Genomic DNA, 15,841 nt, shown 5'->3' with positions numbered 1-15,841 from the left:
AGGCGACGACCGATGAGCACAGACAGCCACGGCAGGGACCCCTACGCGTTACGGGACAGGATTCTGGCGCTCGACCCCGTCGAGAATGCCCGGGAGATCGCTCATCTTTTTCACCGCGACTTCCAGCGGGCCCTGCTGCCGCAGATCGCGACCGGATTCTTCGCGACGATCTCGCCGCCCCGCATGACCCGGATCCTGATCCGCACCGGTGAACTGGAGTTCCGCAACCGCAAGCGGCTGGTGGATCAGATGCTCATCCATCACGAAATGCTCACCCACGGTTTCGTGCCGGGTCGGGGGCGCGACGCGCTGCGTCGGATGAACGAGATGCACCGCAAGTACGCAATCACCGCGGAGGACTTCACGGCCGTGTCGGTCGAGACCACCCTCGGCCAGCTCACGGCGGCCCGGGAGTACGGCTGGCGTGAGCTCACCGAGCACGAGGTGCTCGGCGTGATCGAGTTCGAGCGCGTGCAGGCCCTGCACATGAACATCCGGGACGTGCCCGCCACGGTCGAGGAGATGGTCGCCTTCCGCGACGACTACTTCGCCCGGCAGGTGCGGTTCGCGCCGCAGAACTCCCGGCTCGCCGAATCCGCGCTCCGGCTGCTGGCGACCCTCGTGCCGGCACACGTCGCGCCGCGCGTCGAGAAGGTCATGATGAGCCTGACAGATCCGCGCATCGTCGCGGCGCTGGGCTACGACTATCCCGACGCCGCCTACCGGGAACGGGTCCACCGCGCGACGCGCGAGCACGCGGCCCGGGACGCCACCGACAAGCGGGCGCCGCAGGTCGTCCTCGACCTGATCTCAAGCGTCTACCCCGACGGGTACGAGATCGATCGACTGGGCACGCATCTGCGCTCCGACGAGCAGCCACATGGGCGCCGGGACCACGCCCTCCCGCCGCCCATGTGCCCGGTGTAAGTCGGTGCCCTGAGTGCGTTAGTGCCCCGGTGCGAGTCAGTGCCCCGGGGTGAGTCGGCGCCCCGGGGTGAGCCGGTGCCCCGGGATGAGGGGGTCGTCGTCGGCGTGGACGACCCTCCGGGGCGATGTGTCCTGCCTGCCGCCAGCCTCCTCGCATCCTGGATTCGCTCGCGGATCACTCTCCGCGACGGACGTCACAGTGACACGTGTCGTGACGGGCCAACCGTGGATGGGTGCTGTCCGGGCCGGGACGCGACCCGATCGGCGCCGGATCGTCATCGCCTGGCTCCGCCCCGGGCGGTGTGACAGGTCGCCGGCGAAGGCGCCCCGCGGCCGGCGTCTCAGGGCTAGCACTACACATCAACACGGGAAGGAGTGGAGTCCACTCGTCGACCCGATTCTGTCAACGCGCAAATGATTGCGTTCAAGTGACCTGCCGCCTGGTAGGGGTAGCACGGACGGATTCGAGGTGCGCCCTAGCTGTTCGACCTGTACGCCTTCCCTGCTAGGCTTCCGCCGGAAGAAATTTGAAAATCTGGTCGAGAGATAGGCATCATACGAACTGTTGTGTGGGAGTGATATCTTCCGATCGCCGTCGGTCGGAAGAATGGTGGCGCTGGAGCTCGCGCTTTTTTGTGACGGACGCCATTTGATCGGCCGTCTACCGGTGGGCGGAAATGCAGGGAAGTGGGCGTCATCACGGGGGTTCAGTCGGTCCCCGATAATAGTCGAGAGGTGGCTCATGCGGGTGTTGCGGACGAGGTCGGCCGCGGTGGTGATCGCGGCGGCGACAATGCTGGCGGCCTGCAGCTCCGGCGGATCCTCGGATACTTCGCAAGCCAGCGGGACCTGTGCACCGGGGGTGACCGACAGCTCCATCAAGGTGGGGCTGCTCTATCCCGACACCGGGGTGATGGGAACGCAGTTCTCGGGTTACCGCGCCGGCGTGACCGCCCGGCTCTCGGCAGAGAACGCCGCCGGCGGCGTCAACGGTCGAAAGATCGACTACATCTGGGAGGACGACGAGTCCGATCTCCGGGGCAACCTCCAGGGCGCGCGGACCCTGGTGAACGCGGGAGCCTTCGCCGTCCTGCAGTACACCTCGTTCTCCCAGGGCTCGGCCCAGTACCTCGACGATCAGCACGTTCCCGTCGTCGGGGTGGCCGACCAGCCGCTGTGGGGTGACCACGACAACATGTTCACCTACACCTTCATCACCGACGCCGGCCGCAGCACGACGACCCTCGCCGACTTCGTGCGCCAGCAGGGCGGCACCAAGGCGGCGCTGGTCGTCACCTTCCTGACCGAGGCGTCCAAGCTGTATGCGGCGGGCGTCCGGCAGAGCCTGGAGAACGCGGGCATCCCGGTGATCCAGGACGACATCGACTCCACCAACGCCACGGACGTCGCCCGGAAGATCATCGCTGCCGGCGCCGACGTCGTCATCGCCGCCTCGCCGCTGGACCTCTATACCGGCGTGCTCGACGCCGCCATCAGCGCCGGCCACCCCATCAAGGTCGCGGTCTCGGCGGTCAGCTACGACCCGCGCCTGCTCGCGCCCTACGGCAAGAAGCTCGCCGGCACCTACTCCCAGCTCACCTTCGCGGCCCTGGAGCGCGACCTGCCCGCGCAGCGCCGGTTCCAGCAGGCGATGACCGCCTACTCGCCGGAGATCCAGCCGCCGGGCCAGAACAGCGCCATCGCCGGCTACATCAACGCGGACCTGTTCATCCGCGGCCTGAAGACCCAGCAGGGCTGCCCGACCCGGGAATCGTTCATGAACGGCATGCGGTCGATCACCGATTTCGACGCCGACGGCATGATGGTGCAGAAGATCAACCTCGCCGCCGACCACGGGCAGCTCGACCGCTGCTCGGACTTCGTGCGCATCGCCCCCACCGGCGACCGCTTCGAGGTCGTCAACCCGCAGCCGCTGTGCGGGCAGCGCATCGGCGGAAACGGGTAGCAGCCGCGGGGGCCCGGGCAGGCGGGGCCGGGACCAGCCGCACCTGGAGCCGGAGAGCGCCGGCGCGGCGGTTCCGCGGCGCGCCGGCGTCCTTCCTGGAACCTGCCCGTCCCGCCGGGCCACCGCCGGCGGGACGGGCGGATGCGTCGCACGCCCGGGCCGGGACGTGGTTGCGGTCAGACCTCCAGCGTGCGCAGCGCCGTCGCCGGGCAGCGGGCGACCGCCCGGCGCGCGGCGTCGACGCTGGCCGGAGCGACCGGGTCGGCCTCGTCGACCAGCGGCGCGACGAGGCCGTCCTCGCCCTGGTCGAAGACCTCCGGCGCCGTCATCACACAGTTCCCGGCGCCGATGCACCGGTCCCGCTCGGCAACGATCCGCACGGCTCCTCTCCTTCCCTGAAGATCCTCATCCGCCGGGCGCGGCCCCGGCGGGCCGCGGGGCGTCACCACGTGATGGGCAGCGCCTGCAGTCCGTGGATCACCGAGTAGGGCCGGAAGGCGATCTGCTCGTACGGCACGGCGAGCGCGAGGCCGGGGAAGCGCCGCAGCAACGCAGGGTAGGCGATCCGCAGCTCCAGGCGGGCCAGCGGCGCGCCGAGGCAGTGATGCAGACCGTGACCGAATGCGACGTGCCCGGTGGGCTCCCGGGTGATGTCGAGGCGATCCGGATCGTCGACGAGCGCCGGATCTCGGTTCGCCCCGGGCAGCGCGAGGACGATGTGTTCCCCCGCCGCGATGGTGTTCCCGGCGATCGTCACCTCCGTCGTCGCCGTGCGCGGGATGCCGGAGTGGACGATGGACAGCCAGCGCAGCAGTTCCTCGACGGCCGGTTCGACGCGGGCCGGGTCGTCGCGGACCATGGCCAGCTGGTCGGGGTGGCGCAGCAGGGCCAGGGTGCCCAGACCCAGCATGTTCGCGGTCGTCTCGTGGCCGGCGAGCAGCAGCAGGGAGGCGATGCCGACGAGTTCCTCGGCGCTCACGTCGTCGCCGTGCTCCCGCACGAGCATCCCGAGGATGTCCTCGCCCGGGTCCCTGCGCGCCCGCGCGACGAGGGTGGCCATGTACTCGCGGCTGGCCTGCTGCAGGGCGAGGCGCCGCTCGGGTGGGTGGGAGGCGTCGAGCTGGTCGACGGTGCGTCGCTGGAAGGCGGCCCGGTCGGCGTACGGCACGCCGAGCAGCTCGCAGATGACCAGGGAGGGCACCGGCAGGGCGAACGTCGAGACCAGGTCGGCGGGTTTGCCGGCCCGTTCCACGTCGTCGAGGGCCGACTCGACGATCTCGACGATCCGCGGCTCGAGAGCGCGCATCCGGCGCACGGTGAATTCCGGCGTGAGCATCCGCCGCAGCCGGGTGTGATCCGGCGGGTCGTACGAGAGAAGATTTCCCACCCGGGCGCGCGCGTACTGCTCCTCGGTCAGTCCGGCGGCGTCGGGGGGCGTGAGTGCGCGCCGATCGGCGGTGCTGAACCGCGCCGAATCGGAAAGGACCTCGCGGACGTCGTCATAACGGCTCACCAGATGGGCGGGAACGCCGAAAGGCGTCACCACCGCAGCGATGCCCGCGCTGTCGCGTACCTGGGCGAGCTCCTCGATCGGATCGAACTGCGCGCGCCGCATGTGCAGTGGTATTTCCGATACTTCGGCCATCACCTCTCCGCCTTTCGCCGATCGCGCTGAACGTGACGCCGACGACGGTACCACCGAAGTGAAAGTTCGCTATCACTTCGTTCGGGTGGGTTGCCGGAGGTGAGCTCCCCCGGTTCCCCGGGCGCCGGAATCCCGCGCTGAACTGCGAAGACCGCCGGCGTTGCCGGTGGTCCGACCGTTCCTGCCCAGGGACACCTTGGTGGTAATCGCACCGGTGCCATTGATCGGACGTGCCGGTCGGGTCTGGTCGCGGCCGTCAGCTTCTCGATCTCGGCGAGCCGCCGCGCGCCGCCGGCATCTGCCACCTCGCGCTCCGTCCCGGCCGGTCACGTCGGCGACTGCGCCGACGGCGCCGACGGCGCCAAGACGCGTCACCCCGGGGTCGCCGGCCCGGTGAACGCCCGGCGCAGGTGCACGAGCGCCTCGCGCACCGCCGGACCGGGTCCGCCGCGCCAGATCAGGGCGAGCATGGCGGGTGCCTCGACGTCGTCGATGATGCGGGCGGCGAGCCGGTCACGGTACCCGACGGCCATCGAGGTGCTGAGGATCGCGACCCCGAGCCCGCGGGCGGCGAGGTCGGCGAGGGCGTCCGCGGCGCTGGCCTGCAGGGCGATCGCCGGTCGCCGGTGCTGCGCGGCGCAGGCCTGGTCGAACACGGCGCGCAGGCCGGTGCCGGCAGGCATGCAGACGATCGGGTAGGACTCCAGGTCCCGCAGGGTGACCCGGCGCCGCCGCGTCAGGGGGTGGCCGGGCGGCACCGCCGCGACCAGCCGCTCGCTGACGACGGTCAGCCCGTCCAGCCCCTCGACGGAGGCGGTCGCGGTTCCGATGAGAGCGAGGTCGAGGGCGCCGGCGCGCACCCCCTCGGCGAGGCGGTCGGAGCTGTCCTCCAGCAGCGAGACCTCCACGCCGGGATGCGACCGGTGAAAGGCGGCGAGGGCGTCGAACAGCGGCGTGATGGTGCAGCCGGTGACCATGCCGACGGCGAGCCGGCCGCGGATCAGCCCGGTCACCTCGCCCACCGCCTGGCTCACCGCCCCGGCGGCGGTGAGGGCGACGCGGGCGTGTTCGAGCGCGGCCTTGCCCGCGACGGTGAGGGTGACGATGCGCGCCGACCGGTCGAACAGCTCGGCGCCGAGTTCCCGTTCCAGCTGGCGGATCTGGGCGCTGACCCCGGACTGGCTGATGTGCACCCGTTCGGCCGCCCGGGTGAAGTTCTGCTCCTCGGCGACCGCGACAAAGTATTCCAGCTGCCTCAGATCCATGACCGTTGATTCTAGTCCTCAGTAGAACCATCTGTTGGACTTCTGATTTGGCGGTGGCCACGCTGGGACGCACCGACGTTGTCCACCCCCGGGAGAAACAGGTGTCGACATGCGTAAATGGCTGCCACTGACGACCGTCTGTCTCGGCACGTTCATGCTGCTGATCGACGTCACCATCGTGAACGTCGCCCTGCCCGACATGGCCGGTGACCTGGGCGCGTCCTTCGGGGCGCTGCAGTGGGTCGTCGACGCCTACGCCCTCGCGCTGGCCGCGCTGGTGCTCGGCGCCGGCTCGATCGCCGACCTCGTCGGGCACCGTCGCGCCTACATCGGCGGGCTCGCGGTCTTCGCGGCCTCCTCGCTGATGTGTGGTCTGGCCCCCGACCCGGGCATGCATGATCACCATGCGCGCGGTCCAGGGCGTAGGGGCGGCGGCCATGTTCGCGACCACCTTCGCCCTGCTCAACAGCGCCTACCCCGGCCGCGACCGGGGTAGCGCCTACGGCGTCTGGGGTGCGGTGGCGGGCGGCTCGGCCACGGTGGGCCCGATCCTCGGCGGACTGCTCACCGAGGGTGCGTCCTGGCGCTGGATCTTCTTCGTCAACCTGCCGGTCAGCGTCATCGCCATCCTGCTGTGCGCCACCACGCTCGTCGACGCGCACGCACCGGCCCGCGCCAGGCTGGACCGCGGGGGCATGGCCAGCTTCACCGCCGCGGCGGCCGGTGCCACCTACGCGCTCATCCACGGCTCGGCCGGATGGCCGCAGCTCGTGCCGGGCAGCGTCTTCACCGCCCGCGCGCAGGGCAGCCTGTCCGCCCGCGGTGTCCCGGACGCGGCACAGCTCGCCCACGCCATCGCCGGGGGAGGGACACCGGCCCTGCTCCAGACCGCCCCGTCCGCCGGGCGGCAGCTCCTCGACAGCGCGGCGCACGGGGCGGCGGTGAGTGGCGTCCAGGCGACCTTCGCCGTCGCCGGGGCGCTCGGCATCCTCGCCGGCCTGCTCGTCATCGTCCTCATGCGGCCCGCCGAAGCTCACGCCGCCGGACAGGACGACAACCCGCCCATCCCACGCGGGGCGTCCGTGGAGGTGCCCAACTAGATGCACCCGCGCCGCGGAACCTGAGCCGATGCCCGCCGACCGTCCGGTCCGCCTTCACGGCGGTGCGGTGGTCGCGTCCTCGGTGAGCACCAGGGCGAGGAGACCTCGGGCGCGGGCGTCGAACTCATCGTGGCGCAGCCGGTTGAGTCGGCGCGCCCCCTGATCGACCTGTTCGAGCAGCCCGGCGGCGCGCAGGACAGCGAATTAGTTTCCCCATAAACTTATCGAGTTAGCGGACTTTTATCTATGTTCCGCGCACGAGGGAGCCATGGTGGCCGCTACCCGTGCCGCGCCTTACGAAGTCCGCCAAGCCGGCCCCGTCCTCGGCGCCGAGCTCGTCGGCGTCGACCACCCCAAGTGGCTGTACCGCCATGCGGAACCCTCCGTTCAACATCGAATCGCTGAGCCGTCAGGTGGTGCCGGAGATTGGCGGTCGCACGCTGTGGGCCGAGCTGCAGGCGGCATGCGACGGTCGGGTCGTCCTGCGGGGGAGGCTTCGAAGTACCTCAAGCTGCGTTAGCTGAAGACTGTCGTGGTGAGCGTTGAGGAAAAAGCGCGCGTGATGCGTCGGACGGGGATCGGGAAGGTGAGCTCAGCTCTCCGCTGTTGAAACCCGACTTGGGCCAAGATCTGCGAAAGCTACTGATCTTTTCTTTCATGCGCGATGCCGGTCGATGGATATGATGACGGCTCCACGGCCGGTCGGGTGACGGCGAGGTACCCGTCGAGCGGATCAGGGCGGTGTCGGACCGGCCCGCGGACGGCTGTCAGCCGGAGCGCAACCCCGCCCCCGATCCGGACCTGCGATCACGGTGTTCCGCGGAACCGGACGGGCTCCCCTCCAGCTCGACCCGGCGAATTAAAGACCAGTAGCGGTTGCGGGGATGTGAACTGCGGTTTCGGTTGGGGAGGCGCGCACTAATCGGGGGTGGGACGGGTCCTGCTCCGTCGGGTGTGGCTCCCTAGGCGCGGACGGTGAAGACGGCGTCCGGGGCGCGGGCCGTGCAGATCGTGTACTCGCAGCCTCGGGGGGCGCGCGAGATCGAGCCGCAAGCCCGGGTTCTCCAAGGAACGGTGCATCGAGCCACAGATCACCGTGGGCCTGCTCACCGACGCCGGGATGGTCTCTGACGCCGGGATGGTCTCTGACGCCAACCGGCGCGCGATCGAGGCCGGCGGCCACACCATCACCGCCGCCGACCCCCCACCCGACGATCTCAAGACCGCACTCGACGCGATCCGCGGCACGCACTAAGACCTCGTTTCACAATGAGTGATCAGGCCTGCTCGGGGTAGGTCCTGTCTGTGTGACTGATGACGTGCTGACCGATGAACTGTGGGACCGGCTGGCCCCGCTGGTCCCGGTCCGACCGCGGCGGTTCCGCTATCCGGGCCGTCGGCCGGTCGACGACCGGGCGGCGCTGGCGGGCATCCTGTGGGTCCTGCGCAACGACGTCCCCTGGAGGGAACTGCCTCCGGGCCTGTTCGGGGTGTCGGGGGTGACCTGCTGGCGCCGGCTGCGGGACTGGCACACGGCCGGGGTGTGGACAGCTCTGCACGAACACCTGCTCGCCGAGCTCAACGCCGCGGGACGGCTCGACCTGCACCGGGCTCTGGTGGACTCCTCCCACGTCCACGCGCTCAAAGGGGGGGCGCGACGGGTCCGAGCCCGGTCAACCGAGCCCATCCCGGCAGCAAACACCATGTGATCACCGACGCGTCCGGGGTGCCGCTGGCCGCGACCGTGACCGGCGGGAACCGCCACGACGTCACTCAGCTCATCCCGCTTGTCGAGGCGATCCCCCCGATCCGTGGACGCCGGGGACGGCCATGCCGCCGGCCCCGCTACCTGCTCGCGGACCGCGCCTATGATCACGATGCCTACCGTCGCAGGCTCACCGCCAGACAGATCACTCCGATCATCGCCCGTCGCGGAGCACCGCATGGCTCCGGCCTGGGCCGGCAACGCTGGCCTGTCGAGCGCACCCTCGGCTGGCTTCACCAGTTCCGCCGGCTGCGCACCCGCTGGGAACGCCGCGTCGACATCCACCAGGCATTCCTGAGCCTGGCCTGCTCGATCATCTGCCTACGGCAACTCCAAGGATCATTCTGAAACGAGGTCTAAATGGCCCGAGTCGGGTCATCCGCCGGCTGGTCGGGGATGGTTTTTGCGTGCTGGTTCGCTGGTCGGAGAATCCGGCCAGCACGAAGTCCAGCTGGCGCCGCCAGGATTCAAGGTGCGCTATTTGGAATGAAGCGAGACAGAGGCATCGCGCAGCAGCTCGAGGCGACCGGGGCCACCGGTTACCTGCCTGTTTCGGAGCCTCGCAGTACCACCGGAATGTTGCGAACTCCAACACCGGTACCGACGGCCTGCCGGTGCGAAGACATATCGGTCGATCATGCCGGCCGCTTCCACCGGCCCCTGTGTCGACGGGACGGACCCGGCTCGGCCGGCAGGGAGACGGAGTGGCGCTTCGTGTCGAGCCGTATCGCGGGCGTCAGGTGCACATGGCAACCATGCATTTACGTTAATGATTACTACGGACGTGGGTGGTAGATCGCAAAGTCGTTCGTGTTAAATCTGAACGGACCGGAGCGCGGTCACGGCTCCCATACCATTGCCCGCCCGGGAGGCGCCATGACAATACCGTCCGTCCCTGGGCCACTGAACCTGGCTGACGTGAGGAAAGGCCAGTTCACCCAGGCGGTGCCGGCGCCGCCGCCGCTGCGTCCCGACGACCGGTTCGGAAACGTCGTCGACCGGCTCCGCGCCGTCGCTGCGGTCTGCCGCGACGTCGTGGCGGTCCGCGACGAACATCGTGCCGTCACCTTCGCCCAGCTCGTCGCCTGGATGGACGTCGTCGCCGACCGCATCCTTCGCCAGCCCGCCGCGGCTGACCCGGACGCGCCCGTCGCGGTGCTGTTGCCCCACGGCGCGAGCGGGATCGCCGCCGTCATGGGCGTCATCGCGAGCGGCCGGCCCTGCGTGCCCCTCGACAGTATGAGTCCCACCGACCGCCTCGCTCAGGTCGTGGGACTGGCAGGGGCCTCGGTGTGCGTCACCGGACCGGCTGGCTCCGCCGACCAGCAGACTGCCGCCGCGCTGCAGGGGATCGTGGAGACGATCGACGTCGGCGACGAGCGCGTCGCCGAGTGGTCCCCGGCGCTGGCTGACCGGGTGGCGTCGACCGCGCCGCGCCGGGCCGACACCGATCCAGCAGTGCTCATCTTCACCTCCGGGTCGACCGGAGTACCGAAGGGTGTCGTGTGGCACCACCGCGCCCTGCTGGGCATCCACTACGCCATCCAGGTCCGGGACGTGATGCGGTTGGTTCCGGGCGACCGTCTGCCGCTGTTGCTGCCCTACTCCTTCATCTCGGGGATGAACCGGCTGGTCGGTGGCCTGGTCTTCGGCACCACCCTCGAGATGTACGACCCGCGGGTCCGCGGCGTGCGCGACCTGGCCGACTGGCTGCGCACCACCCGGCCGGCCGGGATCGTGGCCACGCCGGCGCTGATCCGGACCGTGTTCGGCTGCCTCGAGCCGGACGAGGTGCTCGACGATCTCCGATTCGTCATGTCGGTTGGCGAGGCGATCTACGCCCGCGACGTTGAGCTGGCCCGCCACCACCTACCGCCGACCGCGGCCTTCCTGGTCTCCTACGGAGCCTCGGAGCTTGGCACGGCGACCTGCGCCCCGATCTGGTCGGACGACGACCTACCCGACGGCGTGATGCCGGCCGGGCGGCCGGTGGTCGACGTCGCGGTGAGGGTGCTCTCGCCGGACGGTATCGAGATGCCACCCGGTGAGACGGGTGAGGTCGTCGTGGCAGGCCGCTTCATCACGGGGGGCTACTGGCGGGCGCCGGAGGCGAGCGCAGCGCGGTTCGGCGTCGGGCCAGACGGCACGCCCACCTACCGCACCGGAGACCTCGGGCGCCTCGATGCCAGCGGCCAGCTCAGGGTCGTCGGCCGCAACGACGCGGCCGTGAAGATCCGCGGATACCTCGTCGAGCCGATCGAAATCGAGTCCGCCCTGCTGGCGAGCTCGGATGTGCTCGAGGCCGTCGTCGTGGCCGACAGGACCTCGGAGCGGACCCGCCTGGTCGCCTACGTCGTCCCCGCGACCGGCGCCCGGGTCTCCCCGGCATCGATCAGGCGCCTGCTACGGGCCAAGCTGCCGTCCTACATGGTGCCGGCCACCGTCATGCTGGTCGCCGCACTACCGAGGACCGACCGTAGCAAGGTCGACCGACTGAACCTGCCCCCCGCCCCCGCCGGTCCGAAACCCGGCCAGAACCCGCCCCGCGACCAGTGGGAAGAGGCCGTCGCCGGCGTGTGGGCCGCCGCCCTGCACCTCGACGATGTCGGTATCCACGACGACTTCGTCGAACTCGGCGGCGACTCCCTCATCGCCGAAGAGCTCCTCACCAGGGTCGCCGACGAGCTCGGTGTCGAACTCCCCACCTCCACCGTCGCCGACGCCCCCACCGTCGCCGAGTTCACCGCCCGCCTGCGCAATGCCGGTACCGACGTCCTACGTCACCCCACCGTCGTCCCGCTGCGCACCACCGGCAGCGGCCGGCCCCTGTTCTGCTTCTGCGGCGCCGGCGGCCTCGCCATCGGCATGCTTGGCTTTGCCCGCCACTTCGACGGCGAACGTCCCGTCTACGGCATCCAGGCCCACGGCCTCGAATACCGCGGCCTGCCCGACTGGTCCATCCACGCCGCCGCCCGCCGCCACGCCCGCACCCTGCGCCTACTCCAACCCACCGGCCCCTACCACCTTGCTGGCCACTCCTTCGGCGGCCTCGTCGCCTTCGAAACCGCACGGCTTCTCACCGAGGCCGGCGGGCAGGTCGAACTGCTCATCCTCATCGACAGCTTCCCACCCGACACGTCCTCCAGCGTCCTCGCGGGAGGGGTGCTGCCCTCTGCGCTGCCAGGGGGCCCGACCACGACCTCGAATCCGGCCCCAGCCTTGGACCATGCGAGGGGATCGGCTACGGGCCCGGCGCGCGCGGGGGCTGCCGCGCGGGTCCTGCTCGGCCGGGCCTGGCGCGTGGCCCAGCTCCCGTTGGCTGGCGTCGTTCAACTCAAGGGCATGAACCAGTACGACATCTTCTACGACCAATCGCGGGTGCTCGCGAGGTTGTACCGGCCCAGGCCCTGGAACGGGCGGGCGCTGGTCTACACGGCGACCGCCTCTGCGCACCGCACGGATGCCTGGCGCCCGCTGCTGACCGGCGAGGCGACCTACCGCACCGTGGGTGGCGACCACGACACCGTGCTCCGCGAACCCGTCGTCAGCGAGATCGCGGCCGACGTCCGTGCGGTCCTCGCCGGCCGCACCGGCTCCCGTCAGGCCTGAACGGCTGCCGCGTGGGTGCTCCTGGAGTGACTGACATTCCTGGCGACCGGGAGAACGCGATCCCGTGACCAGCCGACAGCGAAAGGTCCGTGGCGTGAGGGTGCAGGGCGCAATCAATGTCGAGGACTTCCGGGAGCTGGCGCGCCGCAGGCTTCCCCGGGCGGTCTTCGACGCCCTGGAGGGTGGAGCCGGCGACGAGGTGTCGCTGCGGCGTAACCGCACGGCGTTCGACCGCATCGAGTTCCGCCCGCGGCCGCTCGCGGACGTCGCCGAGCGAGACCTCTCGACGACCGTGTTCGGTGAGCGGCTGTCGATGCCGATCATGCTGGCACCCACGGGCGCGGGTCGCCTCGCGCGATCGTCCGCGGAGATCGCCGTGGCGAGGGCCGCGGCGCGGGCGGACATCGTGTACATGCAGAGCACCGTGGCAGCCTTCCCGCTCGAGGAGGTCGCCGCGTGCTCGACCGGCACGCTGTGGTACCAGCTCTATCTGCCCCCCGACCGCGCCGAGGTCGACAACCTCGTCCGGCGGATCGCGGCGGCAGGTTACCGGGCCCTGGCCATCACCATCGACACGCCGGTCCTGGGCAACCGTGAGCGCGACACGCGCAACAGGCTCATGAGTCGGCCGCCGCATCCCAGGACGCTGCTGCAGGGGGCCGGCAAGCCGGCGTGGGCAGCCGACTTCATCCGCGGCAAAGTCGACTTCATGCGCGGCCAGCTCGGCGCCGGCCGTCCCGGCAGTCCGTCCCCGCTGAGCCTCGACCAGACCCGAGCGACGATCACGTCGTCGTCGGACTGCGTCACCTGGAAGGACGTCGAGCGGATCCGGTCGTTGTGGGAAGGCCCGTTGCTCCTCAAGGGCCTGATGCGCGGGGACGAGTGCGATCGGCTCGTCGAACTGGGCGTCGACGGTGTCGTGGTCTCGAACCACGGCGGACGGCAGCTGGACGGCGTCCCCGCGACCATCGATATCCTGCCGGAGGTGGTTGACGCGGCGGCGCGCAGGCTCACGGTGTTCCTCGACGGAGGTGTCCGGCGAGGCAACGACGTGGCCAAGGCGCTGGCCCTCGGCGCCGCGGGTGTCTTCGTGGGTCGGCCATACCTGTACGGCCTCGCCGCGGGCAGCGAGGCCGGTGTCCTACGGGTGATTGAGCTGCTGCGCGTGGAGTTCGACCGCGCGATGGCACTGCTCGGCGCCGCGACCGTGGCGGACCTCGACCGCAGCCTCGTCTCGGGCGCACGTATCCCCAGCACCCTCTCACCGTCGGCGCGATAGGCCATGCCGTTGCCGCGACCTGGTCACGCCGTTCGCCGGCGAGCACGTCGATGACCTGTCCGTCTCCGTAGCCAATCCGCACCCGCGAGGGTGTCTCACCCGAGCCTGACAGGGAGAGAGCAGCACAAGCAACGTTGCCGGCGCGGGGCGAATCTGCCGTACGAGTGGCAGGTCTGGTGGCCTCACCCGTCCCCTCTCCTGTCGGCACGGCGGCAGGTAACACCACTGCCGGCCAGCGACCACACCAGGCCGATCTCAGGATGGGTAGCCGGTGTCTGCCATGCTTGGCCGTGAAGCCGACCGTGCGCTCACCATCGGTGCACAGGTCCCGGTCAGAAGATACGGAAGGGTAGTACCCGGCGCAGAACGTCGCCGGCCTGGTCCGCCCAGCCGATGATGTCGAGTCCGGCGGTGAGGTTCCCCGGCGGCCGGTTGACCAGCGTGTCGCGTTGCAGGAGTCGGGCGAAGTCAACGGTGATCGGGCCCGTTCGCGGTGTACGGCCGTCCGGGTGCAGGAATGTGACCCCGGCGAGCTGCATGACGTTGATTATTTCTTGGGCGATGAGGCCGTATCCGATGGTGGTCGGGTGCACACCGTCCAGGGAGAACAGGCCTCCGGTGGCCCGGGTGTTTCCGTCGCTGGTCAGGAACCTCGAGTCCGGTAGCGGCCGGAGCGCCTGAAGCTCTGGGGGGAGGGGGTAAGGGGTCCACCAGTCGGGTCGGGCGAGCAGATCCTCGGTGTATCGGCGCGCGGCGAGCCTGTCCAGCATGCCGGCGATGTCGACGACGTACCAGTCCCGGCCGGCGCGCCGCTCCGCCCGCACCATGTCGGTGATGACGTCGTTGTACTGGTCGATGGCGCTGTCGACCGCTCGGGCCTGCTGTGAGGTGATGTACGGGTCCCGTTTCGGGTTGAAGGTCCGGTCGGAGATCCATGGCCGGGTGTAGTAGGGAAAGTAGCGTGAGCCGGGTTCGATTTTCGCGCCGATCCCGCGGGCGATCGGGGCGACCGTCACGTGGGGGACGGTACACCAGATGATGTGCCGTGCCCGGATGGGGCGGACACGGTCGGCGATGCGGGCAAGTTCGGCGGCGAAATGGCTGGGGCGCCAGACGGTGAACCTGTTCTTATGCGCCGGGTCGTCGTACCCGTCGCCACTCCAGGCGACGTCCAGTTGGGTGACCGTCGGCAGGGCGTTGTTGGCACCAAGGAAGATCACAAGTGTTTCGATGCCGTGCTCCGGGTCGCCGTCTCCAAAGTCCTTGCCAAGTTGTTCCGCCGCGTCGAACACCGTCATCTGCCGGGCTGTGTCCGGTGTGCAGGGCAGCACCCGCAGTGCGGCACGCTCGCCATTGTTCTGAACTATCTGGATTACGGGGTCGTCCTTCGGGGTACCGATGGCCGTGCGGCAGCTGTCCGCGGTCTTCACCAGGGTATCCCCCAGGTCCCAGCCGTATACGCCCAGGTTGTGGTTGAGGCGGCCGCCGATGGGCGAAGCCGACCCCGGACCACGCTCCCAGTAGTCTTCGATCTCGTCCATGCTCTGCCGGAGCCGGAAGAGAGCGAGCGGGACCTCCCACAAGTCGACGTGCTGGCCGTACCGTTGTGCCAGGTCCCGCAGCAGGAGTTCGATGTTCAGCGGTATCCCGCCGGCACCGTTGTAGGTAGGGAACCGAAAGCTTCTGTACCAGCCGAGTTCGTACGCGATGATCGCGGGATAGGAGAGGTCGGTGTTGAAGACCGCGCCGCTCTGGAATCCGTGGGTGAGCGAATCGCCGATCGTGACGAGCCGGTTGTTTGGCCTGGGCTTGCCCTGCCATGAGGTCGCGACCGGGATACCTAGTGTTGGATCGGCCTCCGGTACCCGCGGCTGCGCGTTGATCGCTATCTCCGACGGCGTGGCGGAGTCAAGCTTGGTGGCGGGCAGTGCATGTGGCATGGGGTTCTCCCGACGAGAGATGGGTCGGTGACGCGAGAGAGAATGATAAACCCGCCGGAGAACGCAACGAGCCCGGCAACCGACGAAATCAAGGGGCAGGTCTGTCGCCCCGCGGGGGGTTTGTCCCGTGAACGGAAGATTCTCCTCTTTTCCTCGGTCTCCGTCGAGGTCGTCTGGTGCGATGCGCGCCGTCATGAGCATAACTTGGTACGGATTCCATGTCGACATCGTGAAGTAGATGCGCGTGGCCCCGCCACCGTCGTCGCTGACATAATCCCTGTCGGCCCACCGACGAAGCGCACCTGGTTTCGTCGGGAACGAACCCGACGAGGTCGGCCTCCCCGG

Annotated in this window: 12 protein-coding genes and 1 pseudogene; 8 read left to right on the top strand and 5 right to left on the bottom strand. The window is 69.7% G+C overall.

The window, feature by feature from the left end; translation table 11 throughout:
* Window positions 1-12: 12 nt before the first annotated feature.
* Window positions 13-927, top strand: a complete 915-nt coding sequence (locus FRAQA3DRAFT_RS09265) for a hypothetical protein (RefSeq protein WP_009738797.1) — start codon at window positions 13-15, stop codon at window positions 925-927.
* Between the two features lie 862 nt (window positions 928-1,789).
* Complete coding sequence (locus tag FRAQA3DRAFT_RS09260; RefSeq protein ID WP_157467230.1) at window positions 1,790-2,893, top strand: ABC transporter substrate-binding protein; 1,104 nt, start codon at window positions 1,790-1,792, stop codon at window positions 2,891-2,893.
* 176 nt (window positions 2,894-3,069) lie between these two features.
* On the opposite strand, the gene FRAQA3DRAFT_RS09255 is transcribed toward FRAQA3DRAFT_RS09260, so the two are convergent.
* From FRAQA3DRAFT_RS09255 to FRAQA3DRAFT_RS09245, 3 genes are all read right to left on the bottom strand, one after another.
* Window positions 3,070-3,273: a ferredoxin gene (locus FRAQA3DRAFT_RS09255; protein ID WP_009738795.1), complete on the bottom strand. Its 204-nt coding sequence runs from the start codon at window positions 3,271-3,273 to the stop codon at window positions 3,070-3,072.
* 62 nt (window positions 3,274-3,335) lie between these two features.
* Window positions 3,336-4,538, bottom strand: coding sequence for a cytochrome P450 (locus tag FRAQA3DRAFT_RS09250; RefSeq protein WP_009738794.1), 1,203 nt, complete (start codon window positions 4,536-4,538; stop codon window positions 3,336-3,338).
* Window positions 4,539-4,909: 371 nt separating this feature from the next.
* Window positions 4,910-5,803 carry a LysR family transcriptional regulator gene (locus FRAQA3DRAFT_RS09245; protein WP_009738793.1) on the bottom strand — a complete coding sequence of 298 codons (894 nt, stop codon included), beginning with the start codon at window positions 5,801-5,803 and terminating at the stop codon, window positions 4,910-4,912.
* Between the two features lie 109 nt (window positions 5,804-5,912).
* Between FRAQA3DRAFT_RS09245 and FRAQA3DRAFT_RS38020 the strand changes: the two genes are divergently transcribed.
* A complete protein-coding gene (locus FRAQA3DRAFT_RS38020; protein WP_051054229.1) occupies window positions 5,913-6,299 on the top strand; it encodes an MFS transporter in 387 nt (128 codons plus the stop codon).
* Entirely contained in the window at window positions 6,241-6,903 is a 663-nt protein-coding gene (locus FRAQA3DRAFT_RS31395; protein ID WP_051054227.1) for an MFS transporter, read from the top strand. The genes FRAQA3DRAFT_RS38020 and FRAQA3DRAFT_RS31395 overlap by 59 nt, the downstream gene beginning before the upstream one ends.
* A gap of 54 nt (window positions 6,904-6,957) precedes the next feature.
* Here the strand turns inward: FRAQA3DRAFT_RS31395 and FRAQA3DRAFT_RS38575 are convergent.
* Window positions 6,958-7,107 (bottom strand): annotated as a pseudogene (locus tag FRAQA3DRAFT_RS38575) (transcriptional regulator); the annotation flags it as partial.
* 892 nt (window positions 7,108-7,999) lie between these two features.
* Between FRAQA3DRAFT_RS38575 and FRAQA3DRAFT_RS34780 the strand changes: the two are divergent.
* The 4 genes from FRAQA3DRAFT_RS34780 (at window position 8,000) to FRAQA3DRAFT_RS09220 (ending at window position 13,556) form a co-directional block, all read left to right on the top strand.
* A complete protein-coding gene (locus FRAQA3DRAFT_RS34780) occupies window positions 8,000-8,158 on the top strand; it encodes a hypothetical protein (protein ID WP_157467228.1) in 159 nt (52 codons plus the stop codon).
* A gap of 52 nt (window positions 8,159-8,210) precedes the next feature.
* Window positions 8,211-9,016 (top strand): IS5 family transposase gene (locus FRAQA3DRAFT_RS32785; protein ID WP_369809406.1). Its coding sequence is split into 2 segments (ribosomal slippage): window positions 8,211-8,556 and window positions 8,556-9,016, totalling 807 coding nucleotides; the frame shifts between segments, so codons are not numbered across the junction.
* 570 nt (window positions 9,017-9,586) lie between these two features.
* Window positions 9,587-12,277 (top strand): AMP-binding protein, encoded by a 2,691-nt coding sequence (locus FRAQA3DRAFT_RS09225; protein WP_035920739.1) that lies wholly within the window; start codon window positions 9,587-9,589, stop codon window positions 12,275-12,277.
* A gap of 94 nt (window positions 12,278-12,371) precedes the next feature.
* Window positions 12,372-13,556 carry an alpha-hydroxy acid oxidase gene (locus tag FRAQA3DRAFT_RS09220; protein ID WP_009738790.1) on the top strand — a complete coding sequence of 395 codons (1,185 nt, stop codon included), beginning with the start codon at window positions 12,372-12,374 and terminating at the stop codon, window positions 13,554-13,556.
* Window positions 13,557-13,888: 332 nt separating this feature from the next.
* Here FRAQA3DRAFT_RS09220 and FRAQA3DRAFT_RS09215 read toward each other — a convergent pair whose 3' ends face one another.
* Window positions 13,889-15,496, bottom strand: coding sequence for a hypothetical protein (locus FRAQA3DRAFT_RS09215; RefSeq protein WP_009738789.1), 1,608 nt, complete (start codon window positions 15,494-15,496; stop codon window positions 13,889-13,891).
* Between the last annotated feature and the right edge of the window lie 345 nt (window positions 15,497-15,841).

Source organism: Frankia sp. QA3 (assembly GCF_000262465.1).
Taxonomy (GTDB): domain Bacteria; phylum Actinomycetota; class Actinomycetes; order Frankiales; family Frankiaceae; genus Frankia.
Note: the sequence above shows the minus strand (reverse complement) of the source record. Positions and strands in the feature narration are given on the sequence as shown.